Genomic DNA, 24,936 nt, shown 5'->3' with positions numbered 1-24,936 from the left:
TCGCACTTTGTCTGCAGATTTACAGGCTCGGCGACGTGTCGGTCGCCGATGCCACTATGCGGGCGTGCAGGCGGTGTTTATCGGCAGCGAGGCTGTTGCGCGGGGAGTAGTGACCAGGCACGAAGTTCGCCGTTGGTACGAGCCGATCTACCCGGGAGTGTATGCCGCACGGGGTCAACAACTTTCGCTGCGGGACAGGACGGAAGGGGCATGGTTGTGGTCGCGACGCCGGGCGATCGTTGCGGGCGTCGCGGCTTCGGCGTTGCATGGCGCCCGGTGGGTTGACGCCGACATCCCCATCGAGTTGATCTGGTCGAGCACGCGGCCACCGACGGGGATCGTCGCGCGTGAGCAGCTGCTGGCCGACGACGAAGCCACCCGCGTCGCGGGTCTGCCTGTCACCACCCCCGCGCGAACGGCGTACGACTTGGGCCGGTATCTGCCACGCGGGCAAGCCGTCGCGCGGCTCGACGCGCTGATGCGGGCGACGCCGTTTTCGATGGAGGATGTGCTGCTGCTTGCCGAGCGATATCCCGGTGCCCGCGCGGTGCGACGACTGCGCTCGGTTTTGCACCTCGTCGACGGCGGTGCCGCCTCGCCGAAGGAGACGTGGCTGCGGCTCCTGCTTGTCGACGCGGGCTTGCCTACCCCGACCACCCAGATACCGGTCGTCGACGGCTACCGCGCGTTGGCGATGCTCGATATGGGCTGGCGAGAGTTCGGCGTGGCTGTCGAGTATGACGGCGACCAACACCGCAGCGATCGGCGTCAGTACGTGAAGGACCAGTGGCGCCTACGAAAGCTCGCCGAATTCGGCTGGATCGTCGTTCGCGTGATCGCCGAGGACAAGCCCGAGGATGTCATCGAGCGCGTCACGACGGCGCTCCTCGCTCGAGGTTGGCGATCCGGGCGGACGACGCGAGTCGCTTGACTGCCGAGCCTGTAATTTTGGCGGCCCCTACTCGCACTTTGTCTGCAGATTTACAGGCTCGACGCCTAGGAGCTAAGAAAAACCCGTCACCGCGCAGGTGCTGGGCGAGGTGATGTTGACCCCGGGATAGACCACCTGGATGTGCGTGCAGGCAATCACGTTGACGTCGGTCTTGGGCTGGCCGGTCCGCCAATCGGTCGAGTCGATGCGCCCCGTCGTCTGGTATTTGTCCGGCGGTCCCTCACCGAAGTAGACGGTGGTGATCTCGTCGTTGCCCATCGCCTTGTGGACCCGTTCGTACTGGCCGGCGGCGTGGGTATCCAGGTAGGCCAACCGGTCCGTCGACCGAACCTCGGTGGTCTGGCGGGCCCACAGGCCGGGCGGGAAACCGATCACGCCGCTGTCGGGGGTGCGCACGTCGGCCCCGGCGGTGAAGTCACAGTGACCGTCGGACTTGAAGCAATTGAGGAACATGTGCGTCTCGAGCTGGTTGGGGCCGTCGAGCGGAAACAGCGTGGTGGCGGTGTTGCTGGCCGCCGAGGACGCGGGCGCCGGCAGGAACGTCACCATCGCCCCGACCACCGCGAATCCCGTCACTAGCCGCATCATCGGCGCTCCCCTTCCCGATTCGCTACGCGACTAATCGTCGTAGGTGACTTCTACCGAATCAGATTCGGGGTGAGATTGACAGGCCAAAATCAAACCTTCGTCGAGATCCTGCTGCTCGAGCACGTCGTTGACCTCCATGTTCACCTTGCCGCTGCGCAGCGTGCAGGCGCATGCGCCGCAGTGGCCCTCGCGGCAGGAAAACGGTGCGTCCAAACCTTTCGCGAGCAAGACGTCGAGCAGCTTGGCGTTGCGCGGCCAGGAAACGGTATGCGTTTCGCCGTCCAGCTCGACCACCGCGGTGGCCGGCGGCTCGTCGCCTTCGGCGGTGTCCTCGATCTTGACCGCCGCGAAGGGATCGGAGTCCAGCGACTTGAACACCTCGATATGTACTTGCGGCGCAGGCACTTTCAGCGCTTCCAGCGCTTCACGTGAGGCGTCCATGAACGGGCCGGGCCCGCAGATGTAGACGGGCCGATCGGTGTAGGGGGCGGCCAGCTTCGCCAGCGACGTCGCGCTCGGCAAGCCCTGCAGCGATTCCAGCCAATGCAGCACGGTGAGCCGATCGGGATACTTGGCGGACAGCTCGCGCAGGGCGTCGGCGAAGATCACCGAGCGGTCGTCGCGGTTGGCGTAGAGCAGCGTCACCTGCCCACTGCCCTCGGCGAGTGCCGACTTGCAGATCGACATGATCGGGGTGATCCCGCTGCCGGCGGCCATCAGCAGGAAGTCGTCATCCAGCGTCTTGGGCACGAAGTTGCCCGACGGCGCCAGCACGTGGATGCGCATGCCTTTGTGGGCGTGGTCGCACAGCCAGTTGGACGCGTAGCCGTCCGCGGTGCGCTTGACCGTGACGGTGAGCGCGTCACCGGTGAACGGTGAGCTGCACAGCGAGTAGCAGCGCGCCACCGATCCGGTCCGGTCGCTGGGCACCCGCAATGTCAGGAACTGGCCGGGCGCGTACCGCAGCCGCTCCGGGGGAATGTCGGGGTCGCCGGCCGCGTCCGGCACCGCGAACACCAACGATCGCGCGTCGTCGGTCTCCGCGACGACCTCGGCGATCTGCAGTTCAAGGACGTGGTCGCCGAGTGGCTCGTCGGGAATTGCTTCCGTCAAGACCAGCCCTTCCTTTGATAACAACTAGAACATGTTACAGAAAACCCGATTGGTACCGCTACCAGCCGCAGGAACACCCTGCTCGACACAAATCGGAACGTGTTCTAGTCTTCTGTGTAAATCCGCACTCCCAGGAGGCAAACGTAGGTGACTTCCATTCAACAGCGTGATGCACAGTCGATTCTGGCTGGCATCGATGATCTGCTTCCGCAGATTCGGGAACGCGCTCAGGCGACGGAGGACTTGCGCCGGCTGCCCGATGAGACCGTTCAGGCGCTCGAGGACGTCGGCTTCTTCACCCTGCTGCAGCCCGAGCAGTGGGGCGGTCTGCAATGCGATCCCACGCTGTTCTACGAGGCGACCCGGCGACTGGCGAGCGCGTGCGGCTCCACCGGCTGGGTGAGCTCGATCGTCGGGGTGCACAACTGGCACCTGGCGCTGTTCGACCAGCAGGCGCAGGAAGAGGTGTGGGGCGAGGACCCCAAGACGCGGATCTCGTCGTCCTACGCCCCGATGGGCGCGGGCGTGGTGACCGACGGGGGCTACATCGTCAACGGCTCGTGGAACTGGTCGTCGGGCTGCGACCACGCCAGCTGGACCTTCGTCGGCGGCCCGGTGATCAAGGACGGCCGCCCGGTGGACTTCGGCAGCTTCCTGATCCCGCGCAGTGAATACCGCATCGACGACGTGTGGCATGTGGTCGGGCTGCGCGGCACCGGCAGCAACACGCTGGTCGTCAAGGACGTCTTCGTGCCCCGGCACCGGTTCCTGTCCTACAAGGCGATGAACGACGGCACCGCCGGGGGATATGAGACCAACACCGCCCCGGTCTACAAAATGCCTTGGGGCACAATGCATCCCACCACAATCTCGGCGCCGATCGTCGGCATGGCCTACGGCGCGTACGAGGCGCACGTCGAGCACCAGGGCAAGCGGGTGCGCGCGGCGTTCGCCGGTGAGAAGGCCAAGGACGACCCGTTCGCCAAGGTCCGCATCGCCGAGGCGGCCAGCGACATCGACGCCGCGTGGCGCCAGCTCAGCGGCAACGTCGCCGACGAGTACGCGCTGCTGTCCGCGGGTAAGGAGATCCCGTTCGACCTGCGCGCCCGCGCCCGCCGCGACCAGGTGCGCGCCACCGGCCGCTCGCTCGCCGCGATCGACCGGCTGTTCGAGGCGTCGGGTGCCACCGCGCTGGCCAATGACCAGCCGGTGCAACGCTTCTGGCGCGACGCGCACGCGGGCCGGGTGCACGCCGCCAACGACCCCGAGCGCGCGTACGTGATCTTCGGGAACCACGAGTTCGGGTTGCCGCCCGGCGACACGATGGTCTGATTCATGACGGCTACCGAAGAGCTGACGTTCGAGTCCACGTCGCGCTTCGTGGAGGTCGACGTCGACGGGCCGCTGAAGCTGCACTACCACGAGGCGGGCGTCGGCAACGACCAGACCGTGGTGCTGCTGCACGGCGGCGGCCCCGGCGCGGCGAGCTGGACGAACTTCTCGCGCAACATCCCGGTGCTGGCCCGGCAATTTCACGTGCTCGCCGTCGACCAGCCCGGCTACGGCCACTCCGACAAGCGCGCCGAGCACGGCCAATTCAACCGCTACGCCGCCCGAGCGCTCAAAGGCCTCTTCGAACAGCTGGGTCTGGGACGCGTTCCGCTGGTGGGCAATTCGCTGGGCGGCGGGACCGCGGTGCGGTTCGCGCTCGACTACCCGGATCTGGCCGGACGCCTGGTGCTGATGGGCCCCGGTGGGCTCAGCGTCAACCTATTTGCGCCAGACCCGACCGAGGGCGTGAAGCGCCTCGGCAAGTTCTCCGTCGAACCCACGAAAGAGAACCTCGAGGCGTTCCTGCGCGTGATGGTCTACGACCAGAAGCTCATCACCCCCGAGCTGGTCGACGAGCGTTTCGCCCTGGCGAGCACGCCGGAGTCACTGACCGCGACCAGGGCGATGGGAATGTCGTTCTCCGGGGCCGATTTCGAGCTCGGCATGATGTGGCGCGAGGTGTACAAGCTGCGCCAGCCCATCCTGCTGATCTGGGGACGCGAGGACCGGGTCAACCCGCTGGACGGCGCGCTGGTCGCGCTGAAGACGATTCCCCGTGCGCAACTGCATGTCTTCGGGCAATGTGGACATTGGGCGCAGGTGGAGAAGTTCGACGAGTTCAACAAACTCACCATCGATTTCCTGGGAGGTGCGTGATGAGCATCCGCTCGCTGGGCTATCTACGCATCGAGGCCACCGACATGGCGGCCTGGCGTGAGTACGGCCTGAAGGTCCTCGGCATGGTCGAGGGCAAGGGCGCGACCGAGGGTGCGCTGTATCTACGGATGGACGATTTCCCGGCCCGGTTGGTGATTGTTCCCGGCGAGCAGGACCGGCTCGCGGAAGCCGGCTGGGAATGCGCGAATGCCGAAGGGCTGCAAGAGATCCGCAACCGGCTCGACGTGGAGGGCACCCCGTACAAGGAGGCCACTGCCGCCGATCTGGCCGAGCGGCGCGTGGACGAGATGATTCAGTTCTCCGACCCGTCCGGCAACCCGCTGGCCGTCTTCCACGGCGCCGCACTGGAACACCGCCGCGTGGTCAGCCCGTACGGCCACAAGTTCGTCACCGCCGAGCAGGGCCTGGGCCACGTCGTGCTGACCACCCGCGACGACGACGAGGCGTTGCACTTCTACCGCGACGTGCTCGGGTTCAAGCTGCGTGACTCGATGCGGATGCCGCCGCAGGTGGTTGGGCGGCCCGCCGATGGGGCGCCGGCCTGGCTGCGCTTCTTCGGCTGCAATCCCCGCCACCACAGCCTGGCTTTCCTGCCGCTGCCGACCCCGAGCGGCATCGTGCACCTGATGGTCGAGGTCGAAGAGGCCGACGACGTCGGCCTGTGCCTGGACCGGGCGCTGCGCCGCAAGGTGCCCATGTCGGCCACCCTCGGCCGTCACGTCAACGACCTGATGCTGTCGTTCTACATGAAGACGCCCAGCGGTTTCGATGTCGAATTCGGTTGTGAGGGCAGGAAAGTCGACGACCACGATTGGATCGCCCGGGAAAGCACCGCGGTGAGCCTGTGGGGCCACGACTTCACCGTGGGCATGCGCGGCTAGCCATGTCGGCGCCGATCGATCCGCGGGCCTTCCGGCAGGTGCTGGGTCAGTTCTGCACCGGGATCACCATCATCACCACCGTGCACGACGAAGCACCGATCGGCTTTGCGTGCCAGTCATTCGCGGCGTTGTCGCTGGATCCGCCGCTGGTGCTGTTCTGCCCGACGAAGGTGTCGCGGTCCTGGAAGGCGATCGAGGCGTCCGGGCGGTTCTGCGTCAACGTGCTGACCGAGAAGCAGAAGGACGTCTCCGCCCGATTCGGGTCCAAAGAACCGGACAAGTTCGCCGGCATCGACTGGCACCCTTCAGAACTCGGTTCGCCGGTCATCGACGGCTCACTGGCCTACATCGACTGCACGGTCGCATCGGTGCACGACGGCGGCGATCACTTCGTGGTGTTCGGCGCGGTCCAATCGCTGTCGGAAGCCCCAAAGATCAAGCCCCGGCCGCTGCTGTTCTATCGCGGCGACTACACGGGGATCGAGCCGGACAAGACCACGCCGGCCCAGTGGCGCGACGACCTGGAAGCGTTCCTGACGACCACGACCCAGGACACCTGGCTCTAAGACGGCGGCGTCGCGATGTTTGGCGGCGGCGGGCTTCGGAAGTGCGTTCGGTATGCATTCACCGCATTCACCGACAATCGGCCGTTCGGGGGCGGACAATCAGGGATGATTCCCGGTGGCCCGCTGAGGGGGCGGGCCACCGGGTGGTCTCTAAGAGGTGCCCGTATTAGACATATATCAAACAAGCATTGGTCTGTGACGCACTTTGGCCATTTTGGGCGGCAGCAGACCTGCGCGCGGCCTCGCCAGGCTCGCCGGGCTTATTGCCGGTGGGCGGCCCCTGTGTCGGTCGCCGGTGTAGCCGCCTCCTCGCTCGCCGGCTCATCACGAGTCGACTCATCACGACCGTTTGCGGACCCAGACGCAGCTTCCTGAGTTTCCGCCTTGACTTTCGGGTCGATGCGGTCGGCACGTTGCTGCTGCTCCTGCAGTTCCTCACGCGATGTCGCCACCTGGCTCTGATGCGTGGCCGCTCGGTCCTGCAGCCTGGCGGCTTCGGCGGCCTTGACCTCAGCCTCAGCCTGCGCAGCGCGCGCCTTCGCCGCTGTTTCATCGGCTAGCGCCTGACGCCGATCGACCTCGGCCGCCTCAGATCGCGCGTGTTCGCGAATCTCTTCGGCCTGCCGTTGCCGGCGTCGCCGCGTTGCCCTGGTCGCGATGACGATCAGGGCAACGATCACGAGCACTGCCACCGCAGCGGCGATCACGATCCAGACGATATTGCTGGTGCTCATAATGGGGCTCCGTTTGCTCGGGTGTATTGGTCTGCCCGTGTACCCGGGATCCCCGTACTCGACGTATGCCAAACAGCCAATGCCGGCGCGGGCGCCGTTACATGAAGTCCAGCGCCTCGACCGTCGCGATCGGACCCTCGTGGGTCGGCCGGTTGGCCCCGCCGATGCAGTACACGGTGTTGCCGACGGTCGCCACCACCTCGGCGTGCCGCGACGTCGGCATGGGCGCCAGCGTGCTCCACTTCCCGTTGGCGATGTCATAGATCTCGACCGTGTTCAACACCATCGTCGGTTCTTCGCCGCCGACGGCCACGATGCGGCCGTCGATGTACGTGGCGCCGTAACTTCCCCGCGGCGTCGGCATGCCAACCAACCTGGTCCAGGTCCCCGCCGCGGGGTCGAACCGTTCGAGGGCCGCGGAGTTCTTGTCAGCTGAGAGGAACCGGCCGCCGACCGTGTACACGTACGTGCCGTCGGAGACCGCGGCCAGGTGTTCGCGCGGCGTCGGCATGTCGGCGGCATCGTTCCACGAAGTGCCGTCGAAGACCTCGGTCTGCGGGACGAGCTGCTTGGCGTTCTGCCCGCCGACCGCCACGAGTTTGTCACCCACTACGGCCGCGGCCGGCGCTGCCCGGGCGTGCGTGAGGCTCGGCAGCTCCACCCAGTTGCCGCCCCGCAGAGCGAACACCTTGTTGGACGCATTCGCGAGGTTGTCGCTCGCACCGCCGAGCACGACCACCTCGCCGCGGTAGGTCGCCGCCGCGGCATGGTGCAGCGGGATGGGCAACGGAGGGCCGGTTTCCCAGGCGCCGCTGCGCGGGTCGTAGCTCTCGACGGTCTGCAGCGCAACTCCGTTCTGCAGGCCGCCGAGGATCCAGATCTTGTTGTTGAGCACGGCCCAGGCCATCATCAACCGGGCCGTCGGCGCGTCCGGCAGGGAGCGCCACTGCGAGGCCGGCTGGATCTTGCGGGCCGGCAGCTTCAGCACCTCCGCCGAAGCGGTCACCTGGCCGTCCCCGACGCCGGTGGACCCCCCGATCGCGTAGACGGATTTCTCCACCGCCGCGACGGACATGCCGTGGCTCGGGGTCGTCATGTCCGGCAACCCGGTCCACGTTTTGGTCATCAGATCGAACACCGAAACGGTTTTGAGGACTTGCCCCGACGACACACCCCCGACCGCCACCAGGCGGCCGTCCGTGATGGCCACGCCGAGGTCACTGCGTGCCTGGGGAAGCGCGGGCAACGACGTCCAGGCTTTCGCGGCCGGGTCATACGCCTCGAGCGTCGGCAGGTCCGAGGTGCCGTTGGTGCCGCCCACCGCGTACACCAGCTTTCCATCCGAGGCCGCGGCCAGCATCTGCCGCGGAGTCGGAATGGGCGCGCCCAGGCTCCAGGCGTTGCCGTCGAAGACCTCGGTCGTGTTCAGCAGCGCACCGCTCGCGTCGACACCGCCGGTGACAACCAGGCGATCACCGACGACGGCCGCTGCCGCCGCCGCCCTGGGCTGCAACAGGTGCGGCATCTCTACCCAGCGACTGTTGATCACCCGCCAAACCTGGTCCGACGCAACGCTTTTGCCGCCCACTGACTTGAGGCCGCCGAGCACGACGGGGTTTCCCTGCCAGTTGACCGCGGTCGCGCGCTGGACCGCAACCGGTAGATCGTCGCCGCCCTTCCAGCTATCGATGACGGGGTCGTAGCCCTCCTGCATCGCGCTGAGGGCGCCGTCGCTTCGAATCCCGCCGAAGATCCAGATCGTGCCGTCGACCTGGGTGGTGGCCGCGGCGTCGCGGGCAACGCGCGCATTCGTTATCGGTTTCCACGCGACCGGCGCCTCCGTGCTCGGTTGGCTCGCGGCGGTCTTGTGGCCGTTGTCGCCCGGAATCGCGAAGACCGCAACGACGATCACCAGCACCACGACGGCGGCGGCCGCGCCGGCGACCAGCGCAATGCGACTCCGCTTCTTTCCCGGCTCGCCGAACCAAGCGGTGGCCCGGTCCTTCAGTGGTGGTTTCCCGCCCGGGGGCGGGACGGCGCCCGGCGGCTGCGGCTGCGCGGGGATCCTCGGTGGGGTCATTGCGTTGCCGTTTCCCGACGGCTGCGGCGGCGGAGTCGGAACCGGCCCCGTCGTTTCGCCGATGCGGCCGCCCCGCAACCTGGTCGCCGCGGCCGAGTACTCGTCGGGCCCGGACGGCGCCGGCGGCGCGGTCCCGGGGGCGGACTCGCTCGGCGGCGGTTTGGGAACGGTCGACGTCGTGCGATCCGGCGGCTGCCCCGATGCCGTGTGCCCGCCGGGGGCGGCGGAGGGAGTTGCGGTGAGGCCCGCCGTCACGTTCACCGTCTGCCCCGGCTCGACACCGACGCTGGTGATCGCCATCGAATCGGGTTTCAGGCCATTGAGGCGCTGCGCCGATTGCAATTCGCGGCCGAACTGCGCCGCGGACGTGGGCCGCTCGGCCGGATCGATGGCCATCCCATGCTCGATCGCCGCGCACACCGCGTCCGGGATCCCGTCCGGACGCATATCCGGGACCCGCGTCGTGCTGATCCGCAGATACTGCGCAATGAGGTCCTCACCGCTGCGGCGTTCGTGTGCGGCGCTGCCGGCAATGAGCGCATAAATTGTGGCGCCGAGGGAGTAAAGGTCGGAACTCACCGTTGCCGGATTACCGGTCATGACCTCGGGCGCGGTGTAGTCGATTGTGCCGGAGAAGAACCCGGTCGCGGTTTCATACCCGCCTTCAATGTGGGCGATCCCGAAATCACTCAGCTGCGGCTCGCCGTAGTCGTTGATAAGCACGTTTGCGGGCTTGATATCGCGGTGCAAAGTGCCGCTCTTGTGCGCGGTTTCCAGCGCCCCGCACAACTTCACCCCGATCCGCAATGCCTCGGGCCAAGAGATTGGCCCCTCGCGGCGCAATCTGACCGCCAGAGAATCCGCTGCGTGGTAGGGCATCACGATGTACGGCTTGCCACTCTCGGTCACGCCGACGCGCAGGATGTTGACGATATTCGGATGCCCCGAGAGGCCGCCCATCGCATAGCCCTCGCGCAGAAAGCGCTCCCTGCTGTCTTCGTCGAAATGCGATGGCAGTACCTTGACCGCGACATTTCGCCCGAGCGCCGTCTCGTAGCAGCAATAGATCACGCCGGCGCCACCCCGGGCGACTTGGCGTGCATCTTCGAATCCGGCGGAAGCCAACTCCGCAGCGAGCCCGCTCGGGGCCGGCGTCGGACCGTCGGTGGCAGGTCCTTCAGCCATTTTTGGGCGCCAATCTGTGCAATGAATGAATTAGCGAGGTCAAGAGTATCGCTCGCGATCTCCCGCGGAGAAGATTCGGCGAGGATAGTTTCCGCCGGACATATTCTGACGCCTCCCTGGGCCAGAATGGCGTCATGACGCTCGATCTGAACGGATACTTCGATCGCATCGACTACCACGGCGCCGCCGAACCGAACCTGGAGGTACTACAGGATCTGGTGACCGCCCACACTCGAACCATCGCGTTTGAGAACCTCGATCCGCTGATGGGGGTGCCGGTCGACGACCTGAGCCCGGAATCCCTCGCCGACAAGCTGGTTCGCCGGGGCCGGGGCGGCTACTGCTACGAGCAGAACGGCCTGATGGGCTATGCGCTGGCCGAGATCGGCTTTCGGGTGCGGCGATTCGCCGGTCGGGTGGTCTGGATGGTGCCGCCCGACGCGCCGGTCGGGGCACAGACTCATACGGTGTTGGCGGTGACGTTCCCCGGTTCCGCGGGTCCATATCTCGTCGACGTGGGTTTCGGCGGCCAGACGCTGCCTTCGCCCATCCGGCTGGAAACGGGCAGCATTCAGCAGACGACGCTGGAGCCGTACCGACTGCGGGACCGCCGCGACGGCCTGGTCCTAGAGGCCCAGATCCGCGGCGAATGGCAGTCGCTCTACGAGTTCACCCCGCGAACCCGGCCGGACATCGACCTGCGCGTCGGTAGCTGGTGGGTGTCGACCCACCCGTCGTCGCACTTCGTGACAAGCCTGACGGTCGCGCGGGTGACCGACGGCGCCCGAATGAACCTGGCCGGGCGCAACCTGACCGTTCACCGCGCCGACGGCAGCGAGAAGACCCGCCTCGAGGACGCCGCCGAGGTCGTCGACGCGTTGCGAGACCGGTTCGGCATCAATGTCGATGACTTCGCCGACCGCGGTGCCCTCGAGGCGCGCATCGACAAGGTCCTCGACGCCTAGCGGCTGGCCAGCCAGGGCCCCATCCGCCGCAGCGCCTCGTCGATGTCCGTGGTCGGCCCGGCGAAGGACAGCCGGACGAACGCGTTGCCCCGCGCGGTGTCGAAGTCGATGCCCGGCGCGATGGCAACGCCGGTGTCGGACAACAGCTTTGCGCAGAACCCCAGAGAATCGTCGGTGAAGTCGGAGACATCGGCGTACACGTAGAACGCGCCGTCGGTGGGCGCCAGCCGGTCGATCCCGATCCGGCGCAGCCCGTCGAGCAGCAGCGAGCGGTTGACCGCGTAGTGCCGCAGATGGCCGTCGGCCTCGGCGATCGCCTCGGGGGTGAACGCCGCCACCGCGGCGATCTGCGACAGCACGGGCGGGCAGATGGTGAAGTTGCCGGTCAGGCAGTCCACCGCGCGGCGCAGCTCCGGCGGTACCAGCAGCCAGCCCAGCCGCCAGCCCGTCATCGCGTAATACTTGGAAAAACTGTTGACCACCACCGCATTTCGCGACGTCTGCCAGGCGCAGCTGGTTTGCGGTGCGCCCTGGTAGACCAGGCCGTGGTAGACCTCGTCGCTGATCAGCCGCACCCCCGAGGCCTCGCACCACGAGGCGATCGCCGCCAACTCTGCCGGCGGTATGACCGTCCCGGTCGGGTTGGCCGGGCTCGCGACGACGACGCCGGCCACCGGCGGGTCGAGTTCGGCCAGCATCCGCGCGGTCGGCTGGAACCGGGTCCCCGGCCCGCACGGGATCTCCACCACCTCGCATCCCAGCGCCGACAAGATGTTTCGATAGCACGGGTAGCCGGGACTGGCCAGTGCCACCCGATCACCCACGTCGAAGCACGCGAGAAAAGCGAGCAGGAATCCGCCCGAGGAACCCGTGGTGATCACCACGGCGTCGGATTCGACGTAGATTCCGTGCTGGCGTTGGTAATCCGCCGCGATCGCGTCGCGCAGTTCCGGGATGCCCAGCGCCACGGTGTAACCCAACTCGTTGAGATGCAGCGCACTGGCCGCGGCCGCCCGCACCGGCTCGGGGGCGCCGACACTCGGTTGTCCTGCCGACAGGTTCACCAGATCGCCGTGACTGCGCTGGCGCTCCGCGGCCGCCAGCCAGACATCCATCACATAGAACGGCGGGATGCCGGCACGCAGCGCGACGGAGGCGTTCACGGCGGGGGTGCCACCGGGCAGATCTCTGCTTCCAGCCGGCTCAGCAGCTCTCGCGGTGAGCCGAGCAGCTGGGCACTGCCGTGTGCGCGTTTGAAGTACAGGTGCATGTCGTGTTCCCAGGTGATCGCGATGCCACCGTGTAGCTGAATGCCTTCGGCCGCCGCGGCATTAAGGGCCTCGCTGGCGGCGAGTCGCGCGGTGGCCGCGTTGGTGGGTGTGGGATCACCGCACGCGTCGGCGACGACGGCCCGCGCCGCCGCGATCGCGACGTACAGATCCGCCATCCGATGCTTGAGCGCCTGGAAGCTGCCGATGGGACGGCCGAATTGCACCCTGCTCTTGGCATATTCGACGGTCAGCTCCAGACAGCGCTCGGCGGCTCCGATCTGTTCGGCGGCCACCAGGATCGCCGCGGAGTCGGCCAGGCCGGGGTCGGGGCCCAGCGCGGTGGTCTCCTCGGGCCGCACTTGGGCCAGCCGGCGGGTGGGGTCCATGGTCGTCACGGGTTGCGCGCTGAAGCGGGTCCACCTGGCGAGTTGGCCGTCGACCGCGGCGACGACGACGTCGGCGATGTCGCCGTTGACCACGTAGTCCGCGTCGAGCACCAGCGCACCGATCGAGCTACCCTCCGCCAGCCCCGCCAATGCGTCCGCGTCCGGCTCCGGCGCCGCCAGCAGCGCCAGCTCGGCCAGCGTGGTGCCCAGCAGCGGGGAGGGCACCAGTGCGCGGCCCAGCTCCTGCAAAACCGTTGCGGCATCGGCCAGTTCGCCGCCCGCACCGCCGAGCTCCTCGGGCACCACCAGCGCGGCGGCGCCAACCTGCTCGCACAGCAGCCGCCACAGCGATTCGTCGTAGCCGGTCTCGGACTCCATCGCGGCGCGCACGGCCGCCGGGTCCGCGTGTTTGGTGACCAGGGCTGCGACGGTCTCGCGCAGCATCTCCCGTTCGTCGGTCATAGCATCTCCAGCACTCGTCGCCGGTGCTCCTCGGGCGTGCCCCAGGCCGAGCGTAATGCCTGCACCCGCAGCAGCCACAGCGACAGGTCGTGCTCCTGGGTGAAGCCGATCGCGCCGTGCGTCTGCAACGACGCCCGTGCCGCCAACAGGCCGGCCTCGGATGCCGCCGCCTTGGCGGCGCTCACGTCGCGCGACTCCAACGACAGCGCCGCGCCGTAGACCAGCGGGCGGGCCAGCTCGATCGCGATGTGGACGTCGGCCAGCTTGTGCTTGATGGCCTGATACGAACCGATCACCCGGCCGAACTGTGTGCGGTGCTTCGCGTAATCGACCGCGTCGTTCAGTAGCGCCTCCGCCGCGCCGACCAGCTGCGCCGCGGTGGCCAGCGCACCGAACCGGTAGGCACGCTCGACGTCCGCCTGCCAGGGGTCACCGGTTGCCGTCACGTCGTAGAGGCGGCGGCTGGGATCGACGGATTGGTGGCACTCACCCGCTGCGGCTTCGCTGACAGCGGAGTCGGTGGCCAGCAGCACCAGCCCGGCCGCCTCGGCGTCGACCGCGCGCGGCGTGTCGGGCGGCAGGGCGACGGTGGCGATCAGCTCACCGGATGCCAGCCCGGCGCTGCGATCGTCTTCGGCAAGCAAAACCGGTGCGACGGCGATGGATTCGGCCACCGGGCCCGGCACGCACCAACGACCGAGTCGCTCCAGCGCGACGACCATGTCCACCGGGTCCGCGTCCAGGCCGTCGTATTTTTCGGGCACGGCCAGGGCAGTGACGCCGAGGTTGGCCAGCTGCTCCCACACCTTGCGGCCGGGGGCGACGTCGCCGGCGGACCAAGCGCGCACGGCCCCGGGCAGGTCGGCCGCGCTCAGCGCGGCGTCGATGCTGGCCGCGAAGTCGCGCTGCTGATCGTCGAGCGCAAATTTCACTTCTTGCCTCCGGACTTTTCGCGCGGCAGGCCCAGCAGCCGCTCGGAGATGATGTTGCGCTGAATCTCGTTGGTGCCGGCATAGATCGGGCCGCCGAGCGCGAACAGCAGGCCATCGGTCCACGGCCCTACGAGCTCGCCGTCGGCACCCCGGAGGTCGATCGCGGTCTGATGGATCGCCACGTCGAGATCGGACCAGAACACCTTGGTCACCGACGATTCGGCGCCCAGCTCGCCGCCGGCAGCCAGCCTGGTCACCGTGCCGAAGGTCTGCAGCCGATAGGCCTGCGCCTTGATCCAGGCGTCGGCGACCCGGTCGGCGAGTTCGGTGGGGGAGCCGGTGTCCTTCCACAGCCGCACCAGCCGCTCGGCGGCCGCCAGGAAGCGGGCCGGGCTGCGCAGCGACATGCCGCGCTCGTTGCTCGACGTGCTCATCGCGGCGCGCCAGCCGTCGTTCGGGGTGCCGATGACGTCCTCGTCGGGCACGAAGACGTCATCGAGGAAGATCTCACCGAAGCCTGTGTCGCCGCCCAGTTGGACGATGGGCCGCACGGTGATGCCCTTGGCCTTCAGGTCGAACATGAAGTACGTCAGCCCGTGGTGTCGCTCCGCCGACGGGTCGGATCGGAACAGCCCGAAGCCCATCTCGGCGAACGGCGCCCGCGAGCTCCAGATCTTCTGCCCGCTCAGCAGCCAGCCACCCTCGGTCTTGGTGGCAGTGGACCGCAGCGACGCCAGGTCGCTGCCGGATTCGGGTTCCGACCAGGCCTGCGCCCAGATCTGTTCGCCGCTGGCCATTTTCGGCAGTATCCGGTCGAGCTGTTCCTCGGTGCCGTGGGCGAACAATGTCGGGGCCAGCATCGAGGTGCCGTTGGCGCTGGCGCGCCCCGGCGCCTCGGCGTGGAAGTACTCCTCTTCGAACACCACCCAGTGCAGCAGCGGCGCGTCGCGGCCGCCGTATTTCTTCGGCCAGGTGATCACGGACAGGCCCGCGTCGAAGAGCACTTTGTCCCAATTCCGGTGTTGTGCAAAGCCTTCCGCGTTGTCGTAGGACTTCGTCGGGATCGCCTCGGCGTTGGCCGAGAGGAAGTCACGCACCTCGGCCTGAAAAGCCAATGTCTCTTCGTCTAGTGCTAAGTCCATCTAGGTCCAATCAGCCTTGCTCTCGAAGTTGTGGTTTGACCACCTTGCCGCCCGCATTGCGCGGCAACGCGTCGACGAACCGCACCGACCGGGGTGCCTTGAAGTTCGCCAAATGTTCACGGGCATAAGCGATTACCGATTGCTCGTCGAGGTTGGCGCCGGGCCGGGCCACCAGGAATGCCCGGCCCACCTCGCCCAGGCGCTCGTCGGGAACCCCGATCACGGCGGCGTCGGCCACGCCCTCCATCCGGGCCAGCACCTGCTCGACCTCGGCGGGATAGACGTTGAAGCCGCCACAGATGTACATGTCCTTGAGCCGGTCGGTGATGCGCAGGTTTCCGGCCTTGTCGACGGCACCGATGTCACCGGTGTGCAGCCAGCCGTCGGCGTCGATGGCCGCGGCGGTGGCCTGCGGGTCGTCGAGATAGCCCAGCATCACATTGGGCCCGCGCAGCAGCACCTCTCCCGATTCACCGGATTCCGTTGCGTCGATGCGCAATTCGAAGTCCGCGAACGGGCGGCCGCAGGTGGTGGCGACGGTCACCGCGTCGTCGTCGGCGCGGCACATGGTGCCCATGCCGTTGGCCTCGGTCAGGCCGTAGGCGGTCAGCACGATGTCGATGTCCAGCTCGGACTGCATGCGTTCCACCAACACCACGGGAACGGTGGCCGCGCCGGTCACCGCGAATCGCAGCGAGCTCAGGTCGTAGTCGTTGCGGGCCGGGTGGTCGAGCAGGGTCTGGTAGATCGTCGGCGGGCCGGGCAACACGGTGATGCGGTGTTGCTCGATGGCCTGCAGCGTGCGCAGCGGATCGAAGGTCAGGTGCGGGATCAGTGTCGCGCCGGTCTGCAGGCAGGCCAGAATGCCGGCCTTGTATCCGAAGTTGTGAAAGAACGGGTTGATGCACAGGTAGCGGTCGTCGCTGGTGATCTTGCCGTTGGCGGCCCACGAGGCCGACGCCGAGAGCGATTGCCGGTGTGCGCACAGCACGCCTTTGCTGCGGCCGGTGGTGCCTGAGGTGAACAGGATGTCGCTGACGTCGTCGGGTGACACGGCCGCGGCGCGCTCGGAGACGCCCGCCGACGCCGCACCCTGGGCGATGAAGTCGTCCCAGGTGCCGTCCTCGGCTTCGATCGGTATCCGCACGATGTGCCGCAGCGCGGGCAGGGCCGCGCGGTCGAGGTCGGCGAGCCGCTCGTTGCCGAGGAATCGGCCCATCCCGAAGAGCACCGGCGCCTCGGTGCGGGCCAGGATATCGGCGGCTTCCGAGGCGGTGTAGCGGGTGTTGAGCGGCACCATCGCGGCTCCGGCGTGGTGAATCGCCAGGCAGGCGACGACCCAGTGCCAGGTGTTCGGCGACCAGATGGCCACCCGGTCGCGGTGTTGGACGCCGAGTGCGATCAGTGCGGCCGTCGCGCGGTGCACCTCGTCGCGCAGCTCGGCCGCGGTGAACGAGCGGTCGTCGGTGATCAGCGCGGCGTGGTCGGGGAGCTGATCGGCGAAACGGTCCAGCGCCGCGGGCACGGTGCGCGGATCGTCAGTCATCGATGCTCCTAACAAAGCAAGTGCTTGGTAGGTTAGCCTACAGGGCATGCAGGACGTCGAGGAGTTCCGGGCGGAGGTCCGCGGTTGGCTCGCCGACAATCTGGTCGGCGAATTCGCAGCGCTCAAGGGCCTGGGCGGTCCCGGTCGTGAGCACGAGGCGTTCGAAGAGCGCCGGGCCTGGAATCAGCATCTGGCCGCCGCGGGGCTGACCTGTCTGGGGTGGCCGGTCGAGCACGGCGGCCGCGGGCTTTCGACGGCGCATCGGGTGGCCTTCTACGAGGAGTACGCCCGCGCCGACGCCCCGGACAAGGTCAACCACTTCGGCGAGGAGCTGCTCGGCCCGACGCTGATCGCGTTCGGAACACCCGAGCAGCAGGAGCGGTTCCTGCCGCGGATCCTCGACGTCACCGAGCTGTGGTGCCAGGGATATTCGGAGCCCGGCGCCGGCAGCGACCTGGCCAACGTATCGACCACCGCCGAGCTGGACGGCGACCAGTGGGTGATCAACGGCCAGAAGGTATGGACGTCGCTGGCGCACCTGTCGCAGTGGTGCTTTGTGGTGGCGCGCACCGAGAAGGGCTCCAAGCGGCACGCCGGGCTGTCGTATCTGCTGGTGCCGCTGGACCAGCCGGGCGTGCAGATCCGGCCGATCGTCCAGATCACCGGCACCGCGGAGTTCAATGAGGTGTTCTTCGACGACGCCCGCACCGACGCGTCGATGGTGGTCGGCCAGCCGGGCGACGGCTGGCGGGTCGCCATGGGAACGCTGACGTTCGAGCGTGGCGTCTCGACGCTAGGGCAGCAAATCCGTTATGCCCGTGAGCTTTCCAACCTCGCGGAACTCGCACAGCGCAACGGCGCCGCGGACGATCCATTCATTCGGGAGCGGTTGACGCGGGCGTGGACGGGGCTGCGGGCGATGCGTTCGTACGCGCTGGCCACCATGGACGTCGAGCAGCCCGGCCAGGACAACGTGTCGAAGTTGTTGTGGGCCAACTGGCATCGCGACCTAGGCGAGCTGGCGATGGACGTCATCGGCAAGCCCGGCCTGACGCTCTCCGATGGTGAGTTCGACGAGTGGCAGCGGCTGTATCTGTTCACTCGCGCCGACACCATCTACGGCGGATCCAACGAGATCCAGCGCAACATCATCGCCGAGCGGGTGCTCGGCCTACCGCGAGAGGTTAAGGGATGAGTCTGGCCGACGCACCGAAAGAGGTTGCCGGACACGGGCTTCTGGCTGGCAAGGTGGTCATCGTGACGGCCGCTGCGGGCACCGGCATCGGATCGGCGACCGCACGGCGGGCGCTGGCCGAGGGCGCCGACGTGGTGATATCCGACCACCACGAACGCCGGCTCGGGGAGACCGCCGACGAGCTGTCGGCGCTGGGCCAGGGCCGCGTCGAGAAGGTGGTGTGCGACGTTACGTCCAGCGTCCAGGTCGACGCGTTGTTCGCATCGGCCCATGCCCGGATGGGCCGGATCGACGTGCTGGTCAACAACGCCGGGCTCGGTGGGCAGACACCGGTGGTCGACATGACCGACGAGGAGTGGGATCGCGTCCTGAACGTCACCCTGACTTCGGTGTTCCGCGCCACCCGGGCGGCGCTGCAGTACTTCCGCGACGCCCCGCACGGCGGGGTGATCGTCAACAACGCCAGCGTCCTGGGCTGGCGCGCGCAGCACTCGCAGTCGCACTACGCGGCCGCCAAGGCCGGGGTGATGGCGTTAACCCGTTGCAGCGCACTCGAAGCCGTCGAGTACGGGGTGCGCATCAACGCGGTGTCGCCGAGCATCGCCCGGCACAAATTTCTGGACAAGACCACGTCGGCGGACCTGCTCGACCGGCTGTCCGCGGGCGAGGCGTTCGGGCGAGCCGCCGAGCCGTGGGAGGTCGCGGCCACCATCGCGTTTCTGGCCAGCGACTACTCCAGCTACCTCACGGGCGAGGTCATCTCCGTCTCGAGTCAGCATCCGTGACATGAACGACGGAGGCCGCCAAGGAGGAGCGCAGCTACCTGCAGATATCACGGAGCCACGCCAGGCGCCGTGGGCGTGCGTCGGCGTCGCTGGCGAGGCGCTCAAGTGCGTCCGTGATCGGTAGGTGCCGCAGCTTTCTCGCGCGTTTGACATGGACCCGGCAGAACGTTCCGACTCCCGGCGGCAAGCTCACGCCAGCGGAGTTCGTATACCCGAGCGTCGGCAAGCCGTCGGGACCGAGGGGGAAATCCCACGATGCGGAGTAGTCGGCGAATTTGACCGGCCAGACATCCGGGCCCCAGTAGTTGCACAGCGAGTAGCGGAAGAGGACGCAATGCGGGCCAACTGCCACGTCCCACGTATAGCACGCGGCTACGACGGCGTAGCTGCACGATCCTGCCGCGCAGGCGCCGGCCGCGTCTGGTCAAATCAGGTGGTACCAGGCGACTGGCCAAGCAAGCGCTTGGTTGATACTCTGATCCGGTGGACCGAGTGCCCGGTCAGGCGAACAGCCGGCGAGACGAGCTGCTGGACCTCGCCGCGACCATGTTCGCCGAGCGGGGCCTGCGCGCCACCACCGTGCGCGACATCGCCGACGGCGCCGGCATCCTGTCCGGCAGTCTGTACCACCACTTCTCCTCGAAAGAGGAGATCGTCGACGAGTTGCTGCGCAGCTTCCTGGACTGGCTGTTCGCCCGATACCGCGAGATCGTGGACAGCGAGGCCAACCCGCTCGAGCGGCTCAAGGGCCTGTTCATGGCGTCGTTCGAGGCTATCGAGGATCGCCACGCGCAGGTCGTCATCTATCAGGACGAAGCCAAACGGCTGCTGTCGCAGCCCCGGTTCTCCTACATCGAGGACATGAACCGCCAGCAACGCAAGATGTGGGTCGAGGTGCTCAACCAGGGCGTCGACGAAGGCTACTTCCGGCCCGACCTCGACGTCGACCTCGTCTATCGATTCATCCGCGACACCACCTGGGTGTCGGTGCGCTGGTATCAACCCGGCGGGCCGCTCACCGCGCAGCAGGTGGGTCAGCAATATCTCGCCATCGTGCTCGGCGGGATCACCAAAGAAGGAGTCTGAAAGATGCCTCGGGTCGGCGACGATGCAGTGGGGGTCCCCCCAGCCGCGCAGCGGCGAGGGGGGCGAAGCGATGAAGAGGAGCGACACCATGCCTGAGGCGTACGTCATCGACGCTGTGCGCACCGCGGTCGGCAAGCGCGGCGGATCACTGGCCGGGATACATCCCGTCGACCTGGGCGCGCTGGGGTGGCGCGGACTTCTGGACCGAATCGACGTCGACCCCGCCGCCGTCGACGATGTGATCGCCGGTTGCGTCGACGCCATCGGGGGACAGGCGGGCAACATCGCCCGGCTCTCCTGGCTGGCCGCCGGCTATCCCGAAGAGGTTCCCGGTGTCACGGTGGATCGCCAGTGCGGCTCCAGCCAGCAGGCGATTTCCTTTGGCGCGCAAGCGATCATGTCCGGCACGGCCGACCTCATCGTGGCCGGCGGCGTGCAGAACATGAGCCAGATCCCGATCTCGTCGGCGATGACCGTCGCCGAGCAGTTCGGGTTCACCTCACCGACCAACGAATCCAAGCAGTGGCTGCACCGGTACGGCGATCAGGAGATCTCACAGTTCCGCGGCTCGGAGCTGATCGCCGAGAAGTGGAACCTGTCGCGCGAGGAGATGGAGCGCTACGCGCTGACCAGCCACGAGCGCGCGTTCGCGGCGATCCGCGGCGGCCACTTCGACAACGAAATCCTCACCGTCGAAACCGAATCCGGGCCGTTCCGCGTCGACGAAGGCCCACGCGAGTCGTCGATGGAGAAGATGGCCGGCCTGAAACCGCTCGTCGAGGGCGGACGGCTGACGGCCGCGATGGCCAGTCAGATTTCCGACGGCGCCAGCGCGGTGCTGCTGGCCTCCGAGCAGGCCGTCAAGGACCACGGATTGAAACCCAGGGCCCGCATCCACCACATCAGTGCGCGCGCCGCCGACCCGGTGTTCATGCTGACCGGCCCGATCCCCGCCACCCGCCACGCCCTGGAGAAGACCGGGCTGTCCATCAGCGATATCGATACCGTCGAGATCAACGAGGCGTTCGCGCCCGTTGTGATGGCCTGGCTCAAGGAGATCAAGGCCGACCCCGAGAAGGTCAACCCCAACGGCGGCGCGATTGCCCTCGGTCATCCGCTGGGCGCCACCGGGGCCAAGCTGTTCGCCACCATGCTCAACGAGCTAGAGCGCATCGGCGGCCGCTATGGGCTGCAGACGATGTGCGAGGGCGGCGGGACGGCCAACGTCACCATCATCGAGCGCCTCTAAGCCGCGACGCCTCGCCCGCCTGGCCGCGACACATAACCACGCACACGACACGCCGGAAAGGGTGTGCGTGGTTTATGTTTCGATGAAAGAAGACGCCGCCTGGAGGTGTTCGATCGCGTCGCGCACTATCGATTCGATCAGCTCGGCGCACGACGGCAGGTCGTCGAGGATGCCGGCCACCTGTCCCGACGCCAGCACCCCGGCGTCGGTGTTGCCCTCGACGAGGCCGGCCTTCAGCAGCATCGGCGTATTGGCCGCCATCACCACCTGCGACCAGGTCAGCTCCTTGCCGTGCCGCATCGCCAGCCCGTCGCTGATCATCGACCGCCAAGTCATCTGCGACATTTTCTTGAACTTGGCGGCATTGCGCATTGCCGCGGTGAAACCCCTTGCCCGTGAGCCGCTTTCCAGCTTCTCGACCAGCCCGGTGCGCAGCACCCGATGTGGCATGCCGTCGACGCGCGTGGTGACCACCGTGCCGTCCAGCGCCGCCTCGAGATACCGCCGCTTCACCGCGTCGGGCACGGTGGAATCCGAGGTGAGCAGGAACCGCGTGCCCATCGCCACCCCGGCGGCCCCGTAGGACAGGGCCGCGGCGAGGCCGCGCCCGTCGAAGAATCCGCCCGCCGCGATCACGGGGATGCCGGTGCCCTTGACCGCATCCAGCACGGAAGGCAACAGCAGCGTCGTGGCGACTGGCCCGGTGTGCCCGCCGCCTTCGCCGCCCTGGACGATCATCGCGTCGGCGCCCCAGCCCGCGACCTTGCGCGCGTGCTTGGCCGCGCCGATGGAGGGGATGACCACCGCCCCAGCATCTTTCAGCCGCGCTATCAACTCCGGCTTAGGCGCCAGCGCGAACGACGCCACCTTCACGCCCTCGCGGATCATCAGCTCGACCCGGTCGCCGGCGTCGGCCGCATCGGCGCGGATGTTCACGCCGAACGGCTTGTCGGTGGCCGCCTTGACCTTGCCGATCGCGCTCGCCAGCTCGTCCAGGGTCATGGTCGCGGACGCCAGGATGCCGAGCCCGCCCGCGTTGGCCGTGGCGGACACCAGCCGGGCACCGGCCACCCAGCCCATTCCGGTCTGCACCACCGGATGCTCGACGCCGACCAGTTCGGTCAGCGGCGTGCGCAATCTCATAGCCACCGCCGACGATGCAGAGCGGAGCGATGAGGAGGAGGCGGAATAATCATGACCGTATCTCTCTGTCGCGCAGCGACTTCGGGTCGATGACCGAGCGGATCAGGCTCAGCTCGTCGTCGGTCGGCAGCCTCGTCTCCTCGGCGCCGTCAAGGCCGTGCACCTCGAACGACGTGTTCTCGCTGACCTCGTCGGGCGATACGCCGGGGTGCAGGGACACCGCGCGCATGGTCTTGTCCGGGCCGCCGAAGTCGAACACCCCGAGGTTGGACACCACCCGATACGGGTTGGCGAACCTGAACGCCGGGTTTGTCTCGTCGATCTTGTCCCAGCCGATGCCGCAGACGACGTCGACCGCCTCGCAGAACACCCGCGTCGAGTGGTTGCCGACCCAGTAGCTGGTCGCGTGGTTGATCGCGTTGCCGGGTGCGCCCCGGAGGCCGAACATCTGTCGGGTCGGATGCTGCAGCGGCCCGAACGCCGAGATGTTCTGATTGCCAAAGCGATCGACCTGATTTGCGCCCATGATCACATGCCGCCGCCCCCAGGCCAGCGTCTCGAACACCCGGCCGAACGGCATCCAGCCTTCGACCGCTCCGGCCTTGCCCAGCGCCGGGGTGTCGGCCAGGAGCTGGGCCTCGCCATCGGTGAGCAGGATGTCCGGCGAGAACGTCAGCCGAGCGAGGCGAGCGCCGACGGAGGCCATGTTCGTCATTGGGCTGACCATGATTTCGCCTGCGTCCCTGAACAACTCGGCGCAGGCGACCGCGCAGATTTCGGCTCGGGTACTGCTCACTTGGAAGCCTCCTCCGCGAACGTGCGCACGGCCGCTTGGTATTCGTCTTCGCCGCCCGAGAGGTAAGTCTGGACGAAGCGCTGCCAGCCGTCTTCGGTCGAGGCGGCCTCGGCGTAGTGTCGCTGGAACTTCTCATCCCGGCCGTAATCCGGTGCGGCGGTGGTGAAGTGGGCCCCGCCGGGCGCCTCGACCACCGCGTCGACCATCATCCGGTTCACCAGCAGCGCCTGCGGCGGGACCGCCTTGATCAGCTCTTCGGTCGGCACGACACGTTCCACCGACAGGTAGCGCTTCTCGGCGGCCATCAGGAAGAGATCGTCGAAGTAGGGGTCGATGCCGGTATAGGCCGCATTGCCTTGGCTATCACCGAGATTGAGGTGCACGAACGCGGCATCCAACCGCAATGCGGGCATGGCGATCAGCGTCTCGTGTCCGCCGCCCGGCGCGGGATAGGGGCTGGTTACGGTCTGCAATTCGCCTTCCCAGAAGTCGGGCACCGAGCTGCCCAGCCCCGCCCGGATCGGCAGGAACGGCAGCCGCTGCGCCGCCGCCTGCAGCCCGCAGCGCAGCATGCCCTCGTCCATTTCCCGTGCTTCGATCGCGCCGCCGGTACGTGCCTTCGCGAACCACGGATCGTAGAAGGGCGGCGAATCCAACGAGACAAACCCGTAGTAGACGCGCTTGACCTTGCCCGCCGAGCACAGCAGCCCGAGGTCGGGGCCACCGTAGGTGACCACCGTCAAGTCCGTGATGTCGGTGCGCAGCATGGCGCGCACGAAGGCCATGGGCTTGCGCCGCGATCCCCAGCCGCCGATGCCGATCGTCATGCCGCTGCGCAGCTGCGCGACCGCGTCGTCCAGCGTCGTCCTTTTGTCGCTCACTCCTTCTTGCCCTTCGCTGTCCCGGCGAACGCGTCGCGGTGCTCGTCGGACACCCCGGCGAGGTTGAGCTCGAACGTAAAGCCTTGCTCCATGCGATAACTCGAGTTGACGCGTTGCACGTCGATCAAGTTGAGCGCCTCCTTGGCCGCCCGGATCACCCGGGTGTCCTTGGCGGCGATGTCGCGCGCCACCCGCAGCGCGGCCTCGTCCAATTCCTCGCGCGGCACCACCTCATGCACCGAACCGAAGTGGTGCAGGGTGGCGGCGTCGACGGTGGCCGCCGTGAAGAACAGGCGCCGCATCAGGTGCTGGGGCACCAGCCTCGACAGGTGGGTGGCCGCCCCGAGCGCGCCGCGTTCCACCTCCGGGAGCCCGAAGGTCGCGTCGTCGGAGGCCACGATGACGTCGGAGTTGCCGACGAGCCCGATGCCGCCGCCGACGCAGAATCCGTTCACCGCCGCGATCACCGGCACCGCGCATTCATAGACGGCGCGGAACGCGGCGAAGCAGCCGCGGTTGGCGTCGATGAGCGCGGTGAATCCCTCGGTGCGCTGCATTTCCTTGATGTCGACGCCGGCGTTGAAGCCGCGACCCTCGGCCCGCAGGATCACCGCGTGCGTGGCGCTGTCGGCGCCGGCGGCCGTGATGGCATCGGCGAGTTCGAACCAGCCCTGCGAAGGGATGGCGTTGACCGGCGGGTAGTCCACGGTGACGGCGACTATGCCCGGTTCCGTGGTGGTGGATGTGATCGTCATTGGCACTTCCTGGT

Annotated in this window: 23 protein-coding genes; 10 read left to right on the top strand and 13 right to left on the bottom strand. The window is 67.6% G+C overall.

Translation table 11 applies throughout. The features are described 5' to 3' along the window. The first annotated feature begins 64 nt into the window (after window positions 1-64). Complete coding sequence (locus tag ACQI5H_RS16475; RefSeq protein ID WP_427080406.1) at window positions 65-931, top strand: hypothetical protein; 867 nt, start codon at window positions 65-67, stop codon at window positions 929-931. Between the two features lie 72 nt (window positions 932-1,003). On the opposite strand, the gene ACQI5H_RS16470 is transcribed toward ACQI5H_RS16475, so the two are convergent. Then, window positions 1,004-1,540 carry a hypothetical protein gene (locus ACQI5H_RS16470; protein WP_427080405.1) on the bottom strand — a complete coding sequence of 179 codons (537 nt, stop codon included), beginning with the start codon at window positions 1,538-1,540 and terminating at the stop codon, window positions 1,004-1,006. Between the two features lie 30 nt (window positions 1,541-1,570). Beyond that, complete coding sequence (locus tag ACQI5H_RS16465; protein ID WP_427080404.1) at window positions 1,571-2,653, bottom strand: 2Fe-2S iron-sulfur cluster-binding protein; 1,083 nt, start codon at window positions 2,651-2,653, stop codon at window positions 1,571-1,573. 147 nt (window positions 2,654-2,800) lie between these two features. Between ACQI5H_RS16465 and hsaA the strand changes: the two genes are divergently transcribed. Genes hsaA through hsaB form a run of 4 tightly spaced genes read left to right on the top strand, consistent with a single transcriptional unit; the run spans window position 2,801 to window position 6,329 of the window. Continuing rightward, the gene (gene hsaA, locus ACQI5H_RS16460) at window positions 2,801-3,985 is read left to right on the top strand and encodes a 3-hydroxy-9,10-secoandrosta-1,3,5(10)-triene-9,17-dione monooxygenase oxygenase subunit (RefSeq protein ID WP_427080403.1); all 1,185 of its coding nucleotides are present in this window, start codon (window positions 2,801-2,803) and stop codon (window positions 3,983-3,985) included. A 3-nt stretch (window positions 3,986-3,988) separates the two neighbouring features. Next, complete coding sequence (gene hsaD / locus ACQI5H_RS16455) at window positions 3,989-4,861, top strand: 4,5:9,10-diseco-3-hydroxy-5,9,17-trioxoandrosta-1(10),2-diene-4-oate hydrolase (protein WP_427080402.1); 873 nt, start codon at window positions 3,989-3,991, stop codon at window positions 4,859-4,861. Continuing rightward, entirely contained in the window at window positions 4,861-5,763 is a 903-nt protein-coding gene (gene hsaC, locus ACQI5H_RS16450) for an iron-dependent extradiol dioxygenase HsaC (RefSeq protein WP_427080401.1), read from the top strand. The genes hsaD and hsaC overlap by 1 nt, the downstream gene beginning before the upstream one ends. A gap of 2 nt (window positions 5,764-5,765) precedes the next feature. Beyond that, window positions 5,766-6,329 carry a 3-hydroxy-9,10-secoandrosta-1,3,5(10)-triene-9,17-dione monooxygenase reductase subunit gene (gene hsaB, locus ACQI5H_RS16445; RefSeq protein WP_076128562.1) on the top strand — a complete coding sequence of 188 codons (564 nt, stop codon included), beginning with the start codon at window positions 5,766-5,768 and terminating at the stop codon, window positions 6,327-6,329. 260 nt (window positions 6,330-6,589) lie between these two features. On the opposite strand, the gene ACQI5H_RS16440 is transcribed toward hsaB, so the two are convergent. Further along, window positions 6,590-7,036 (bottom strand): hypothetical protein, encoded by a 447-nt coding sequence (locus ACQI5H_RS16440; protein ID WP_427080400.1) that lies wholly within the window; start codon window positions 7,034-7,036, stop codon window positions 6,590-6,592. Between the two features lie 124 nt (window positions 7,037-7,160). Next, window positions 7,161-10,328: a Kelch repeat-containing protein gene (locus ACQI5H_RS16435; RefSeq protein ID WP_427080399.1), complete on the bottom strand. Its 3,168-nt coding sequence runs from the start codon at window positions 10,326-10,328 to the stop codon at window positions 7,161-7,163. Between the two features lie 134 nt (window positions 10,329-10,462). On the opposite strand from ACQI5H_RS16435, the gene ACQI5H_RS16430 reads away from it, so the two are divergent. Beyond that, window positions 10,463-11,293, top strand: coding sequence for an arylamine N-acetyltransferase family protein (locus ACQI5H_RS16430; protein WP_427080398.1), 831 nt, complete (start codon window positions 10,463-10,465; stop codon window positions 11,291-11,293). Here the strand turns inward: ACQI5H_RS16430 and ACQI5H_RS16425 are convergent. From ACQI5H_RS16425 to fadD3, 5 genes are read right to left on the bottom strand one after another with little or no spacing between them, the layout of a single operon-like run. Next, on the bottom strand, window positions 11,290-12,456 hold the full coding sequence (locus ACQI5H_RS16425) for a pyridoxal phosphate-dependent aminotransferase (RefSeq protein ID WP_427080397.1): 1,167 nt from the start codon (window positions 12,454-12,456) through the stop codon (window positions 11,290-11,292). The two genes, ACQI5H_RS16430 and ACQI5H_RS16425, sit on opposite strands and share 4 nt — an antisense overlap. Further along, the gene (gene ipdE2 / locus ACQI5H_RS16420) at window positions 12,453-13,412 is read right to left on the bottom strand and encodes an acyl-CoA dehydrogenase IpdE2 (protein WP_427080396.1); all 960 of its coding nucleotides are present in this window, start codon (window positions 13,410-13,412) and stop codon (window positions 12,453-12,455) included. Before ipdE2 ends, ACQI5H_RS16425 begins: the two co-directional genes overlap by 4 nt. After that, complete coding sequence (locus ACQI5H_RS16415; RefSeq protein WP_427080395.1) at window positions 13,409-14,344, bottom strand: acyl-CoA dehydrogenase family protein; 936 nt, start codon at window positions 14,342-14,344, stop codon at window positions 13,409-13,411. The genes ipdE2 and ACQI5H_RS16415 overlap by 4 nt, the downstream gene beginning before the upstream one ends. Further along, window positions 14,341-15,486 (bottom strand): acyl-CoA dehydrogenase family protein, encoded by a 1,146-nt coding sequence (locus ACQI5H_RS16410; protein WP_427080394.1) that lies wholly within the window; start codon window positions 15,484-15,486, stop codon window positions 14,341-14,343. The genes ACQI5H_RS16415 and ACQI5H_RS16410 overlap by 4 nt, the downstream gene beginning before the upstream one ends. A 10-nt stretch (window positions 15,487-15,496) precedes the next feature. Then, window positions 15,497-17,032, bottom strand: a complete 1,536-nt coding sequence (gene fadD3, locus ACQI5H_RS16405; protein WP_427080393.1) for a 3-((3aS,4S,7aS)-7a-methyl-1,5-dioxo-octahydro-1H-inden-4-yl)propanoate--CoA ligase FadD3 — start codon at window positions 17,030-17,032, stop codon at window positions 15,497-15,499. 46 nt (window positions 17,033-17,078) lie between these two features. Here fadD3 and ipdE1 point away from each other — a divergent pair, with 46 nt between their 5' ends. The 4 genes from ipdE1 (at window position 17,079) to fadA6 (ending at window position 21,347) form a co-directional block, all read left to right on the top strand. Further along, window positions 17,079-18,227, top strand: coding sequence for an acyl-CoA dehydrogenase IpdE1 (ipdE1, locus tag ACQI5H_RS16400; protein ID WP_076128577.1), 1,149 nt, complete (start codon window positions 17,079-17,081; stop codon window positions 18,225-18,227). Beyond that, window positions 18,224-19,012: a (5R,7aS)-5-hydroxy-7a-methyl-1-oxo-2,3,5,6,7,7a-hexahydro-1H-indene-carboxyl-CoA reductase gene (gene ipdF / locus ACQI5H_RS16395; RefSeq protein WP_427080392.1), complete on the top strand. Its 789-nt coding sequence runs from the start codon at window positions 18,224-18,226 to the stop codon at window positions 19,010-19,012. Before ipdE1 ends, ipdF begins: the two co-directional genes overlap by 4 nt. A gap of 483 nt (window positions 19,013-19,495) precedes the next feature. Next, the gene (gene kstR2, locus ACQI5H_RS16390; protein ID WP_427080391.1) at window positions 19,496-20,098 is read left to right on the top strand and encodes a TetR family transcriptional regulator KstR2; all 603 of its coding nucleotides are present in this window, start codon (window positions 19,496-19,498) and stop codon (window positions 20,096-20,098) included. Window positions 20,099-20,186: 88 nt separating this feature from the next. Continuing rightward, the gene (gene fadA6, locus ACQI5H_RS16385; RefSeq protein ID WP_427080390.1) at window positions 20,187-21,347 is read left to right on the top strand and encodes a steroid 3-ketoacyl-CoA thiolase FadA6; all 1,161 of its coding nucleotides are present in this window, start codon (window positions 20,187-20,189) and stop codon (window positions 21,345-21,347) included. 72 nt (window positions 21,348-21,419) lie between these two features. On the opposite strand, the gene ipdC is transcribed toward fadA6, so the two are convergent. From ipdC to echA20, 4 genes are read right to left on the bottom strand one after another with little or no spacing between them, the layout of a single operon-like run. Beyond that, window positions 21,420-22,490, bottom strand: coding sequence for a (3aS,4S,5R,7aS)-5-hydroxy-7a-methyl-1-oxo-octahydro-1H-indene-4-carboxyl-CoA dehydrogenase (gene ipdC, locus ACQI5H_RS16380; RefSeq protein ID WP_427080389.1), 1,071 nt, complete (start codon window positions 22,488-22,490; stop codon window positions 21,420-21,422). Window positions 22,491-22,539: 49 nt separating this feature from the next. After that, a complete protein-coding gene (gene ipdB, locus ACQI5H_RS16375; RefSeq protein WP_427080388.1) occupies window positions 22,540-23,286 on the bottom strand; it encodes a cholesterol ring-cleaving hydrolase subunit IpdB in 747 nt (248 codons plus the stop codon). Next, the gene (ipdA, locus tag ACQI5H_RS16370; protein WP_427080387.1) at window positions 23,283-24,167 is read right to left on the bottom strand and encodes a cholesterol ring-cleaving hydrolase subunit IpdA; all 885 of its coding nucleotides are present in this window, start codon (window positions 24,165-24,167) and stop codon (window positions 23,283-23,285) included. The genes ipdB and ipdA overlap by 4 nt, the downstream gene beginning before the upstream one ends. Next, window positions 24,164-24,922: a (7aS)-7a-methyl-1,5-dioxo-2,3,5,6,7,7a-hexahydro-1H-indene-carboxyl-CoA hydrolase gene (echA20, locus tag ACQI5H_RS16365; RefSeq protein ID WP_076128591.1), complete on the bottom strand. Its 759-nt coding sequence runs from the start codon at window positions 24,920-24,922 to the stop codon at window positions 24,164-24,166. Before echA20 ends, ipdA begins: the two co-directional genes overlap by 4 nt. Window positions 24,923-24,936 lie beyond the last annotated feature (14 nt).

This window comes from Mycobacterium heidelbergense (assembly GCF_050205645.1).
Taxonomy (GTDB): domain Bacteria; phylum Actinomycetota; class Actinomycetes; order Mycobacteriales; family Mycobacteriaceae; genus Mycobacterium; species Mycobacterium heidelbergense_A.
This window is presented reverse-complemented; position numbering and strand designations above follow the sequence as displayed.

Bases quoted from the DNA above. Each gene is read 5' to 3' on its own strand.
- ACQI5H_RS16470 (WP_427080405.1), bottom strand. From the start codon at position 1,540: ATGATGCGGCTAGTGACGGGATTCGCGGTGGTCGGGGCGATGGTGACG.
- hsaD (WP_427080402.1), top strand. From the start codon at position 3,989: ATGACGGCTACCGAAGAGCTGACGTTCGAGTCCACGTCGCGCTTCGTG.
- hsaC (WP_427080401.1), top strand. From the start codon at position 4,861: ATGAGCATCCGCTCGCTGGGCTATCTACGCATCGAGGCCACCGACATG.
- hsaB (WP_076128562.1), top strand. From the start codon at position 5,766: ATGTCGGCGCCGATCGATCCGCGGGCCTTCCGGCAGGTGCTGGGTCAG.
- ACQI5H_RS16435 (WP_427080399.1), bottom strand. From the start codon at position 10,328: ATGGCTGAAGGACCTGCCACCGACGGTCCGACGCCGGCCCCGAGCGGG.
- ACQI5H_RS16430 (WP_427080398.1), top strand. From the start codon at position 10,463: ATGACGCTCGATCTGAACGGATACTTCGATCGCATCGACTACCACGGC.
- ipdE2 (WP_427080396.1), bottom strand. From the start codon at position 13,412: ATGACCGACGAACGGGAGATGCTGCGCGAGACCGTCGCAGCCCTGGTC.
- ACQI5H_RS16410 (WP_427080394.1), bottom strand. From the start codon at position 15,486: ATGGACTTAGCACTAGACGAAGAGACATTGGCTTTTCAGGCCGAGGTG.
- fadD3 (WP_427080393.1), bottom strand. From the start codon at position 17,032: ATGACTGACGATCCGCGCACCGTGCCCGCGGCGCTGGACCGTTTCGCC.
- ipdE1 (WP_076128577.1), top strand. From the start codon at position 17,079: ATGCAGGACGTCGAGGAGTTCCGGGCGGAGGTCCGCGGTTGGCTCGCC.
- ipdF (WP_427080392.1), top strand. From the start codon at position 18,224: ATGAGTCTGGCCGACGCACCGAAAGAGGTTGCCGGACACGGGCTTCTG.
- fadA6 (WP_427080390.1), top strand. From the start codon at position 20,187: ATGCCTGAGGCGTACGTCATCGACGCTGTGCGCACCGCGGTCGGCAAG.
- ipdC (WP_427080389.1), bottom strand. From the start codon at position 22,490: ATGAGATTGCGCACGCCGCTGACCGAACTGGTCGGCGTCGAGCATCCG.
- echA20 (WP_076128591.1), bottom strand. From the start codon at position 24,922: ATGACGATCACATCCACCACCACGGAACCGGGCATAGTCGCCGTCACC.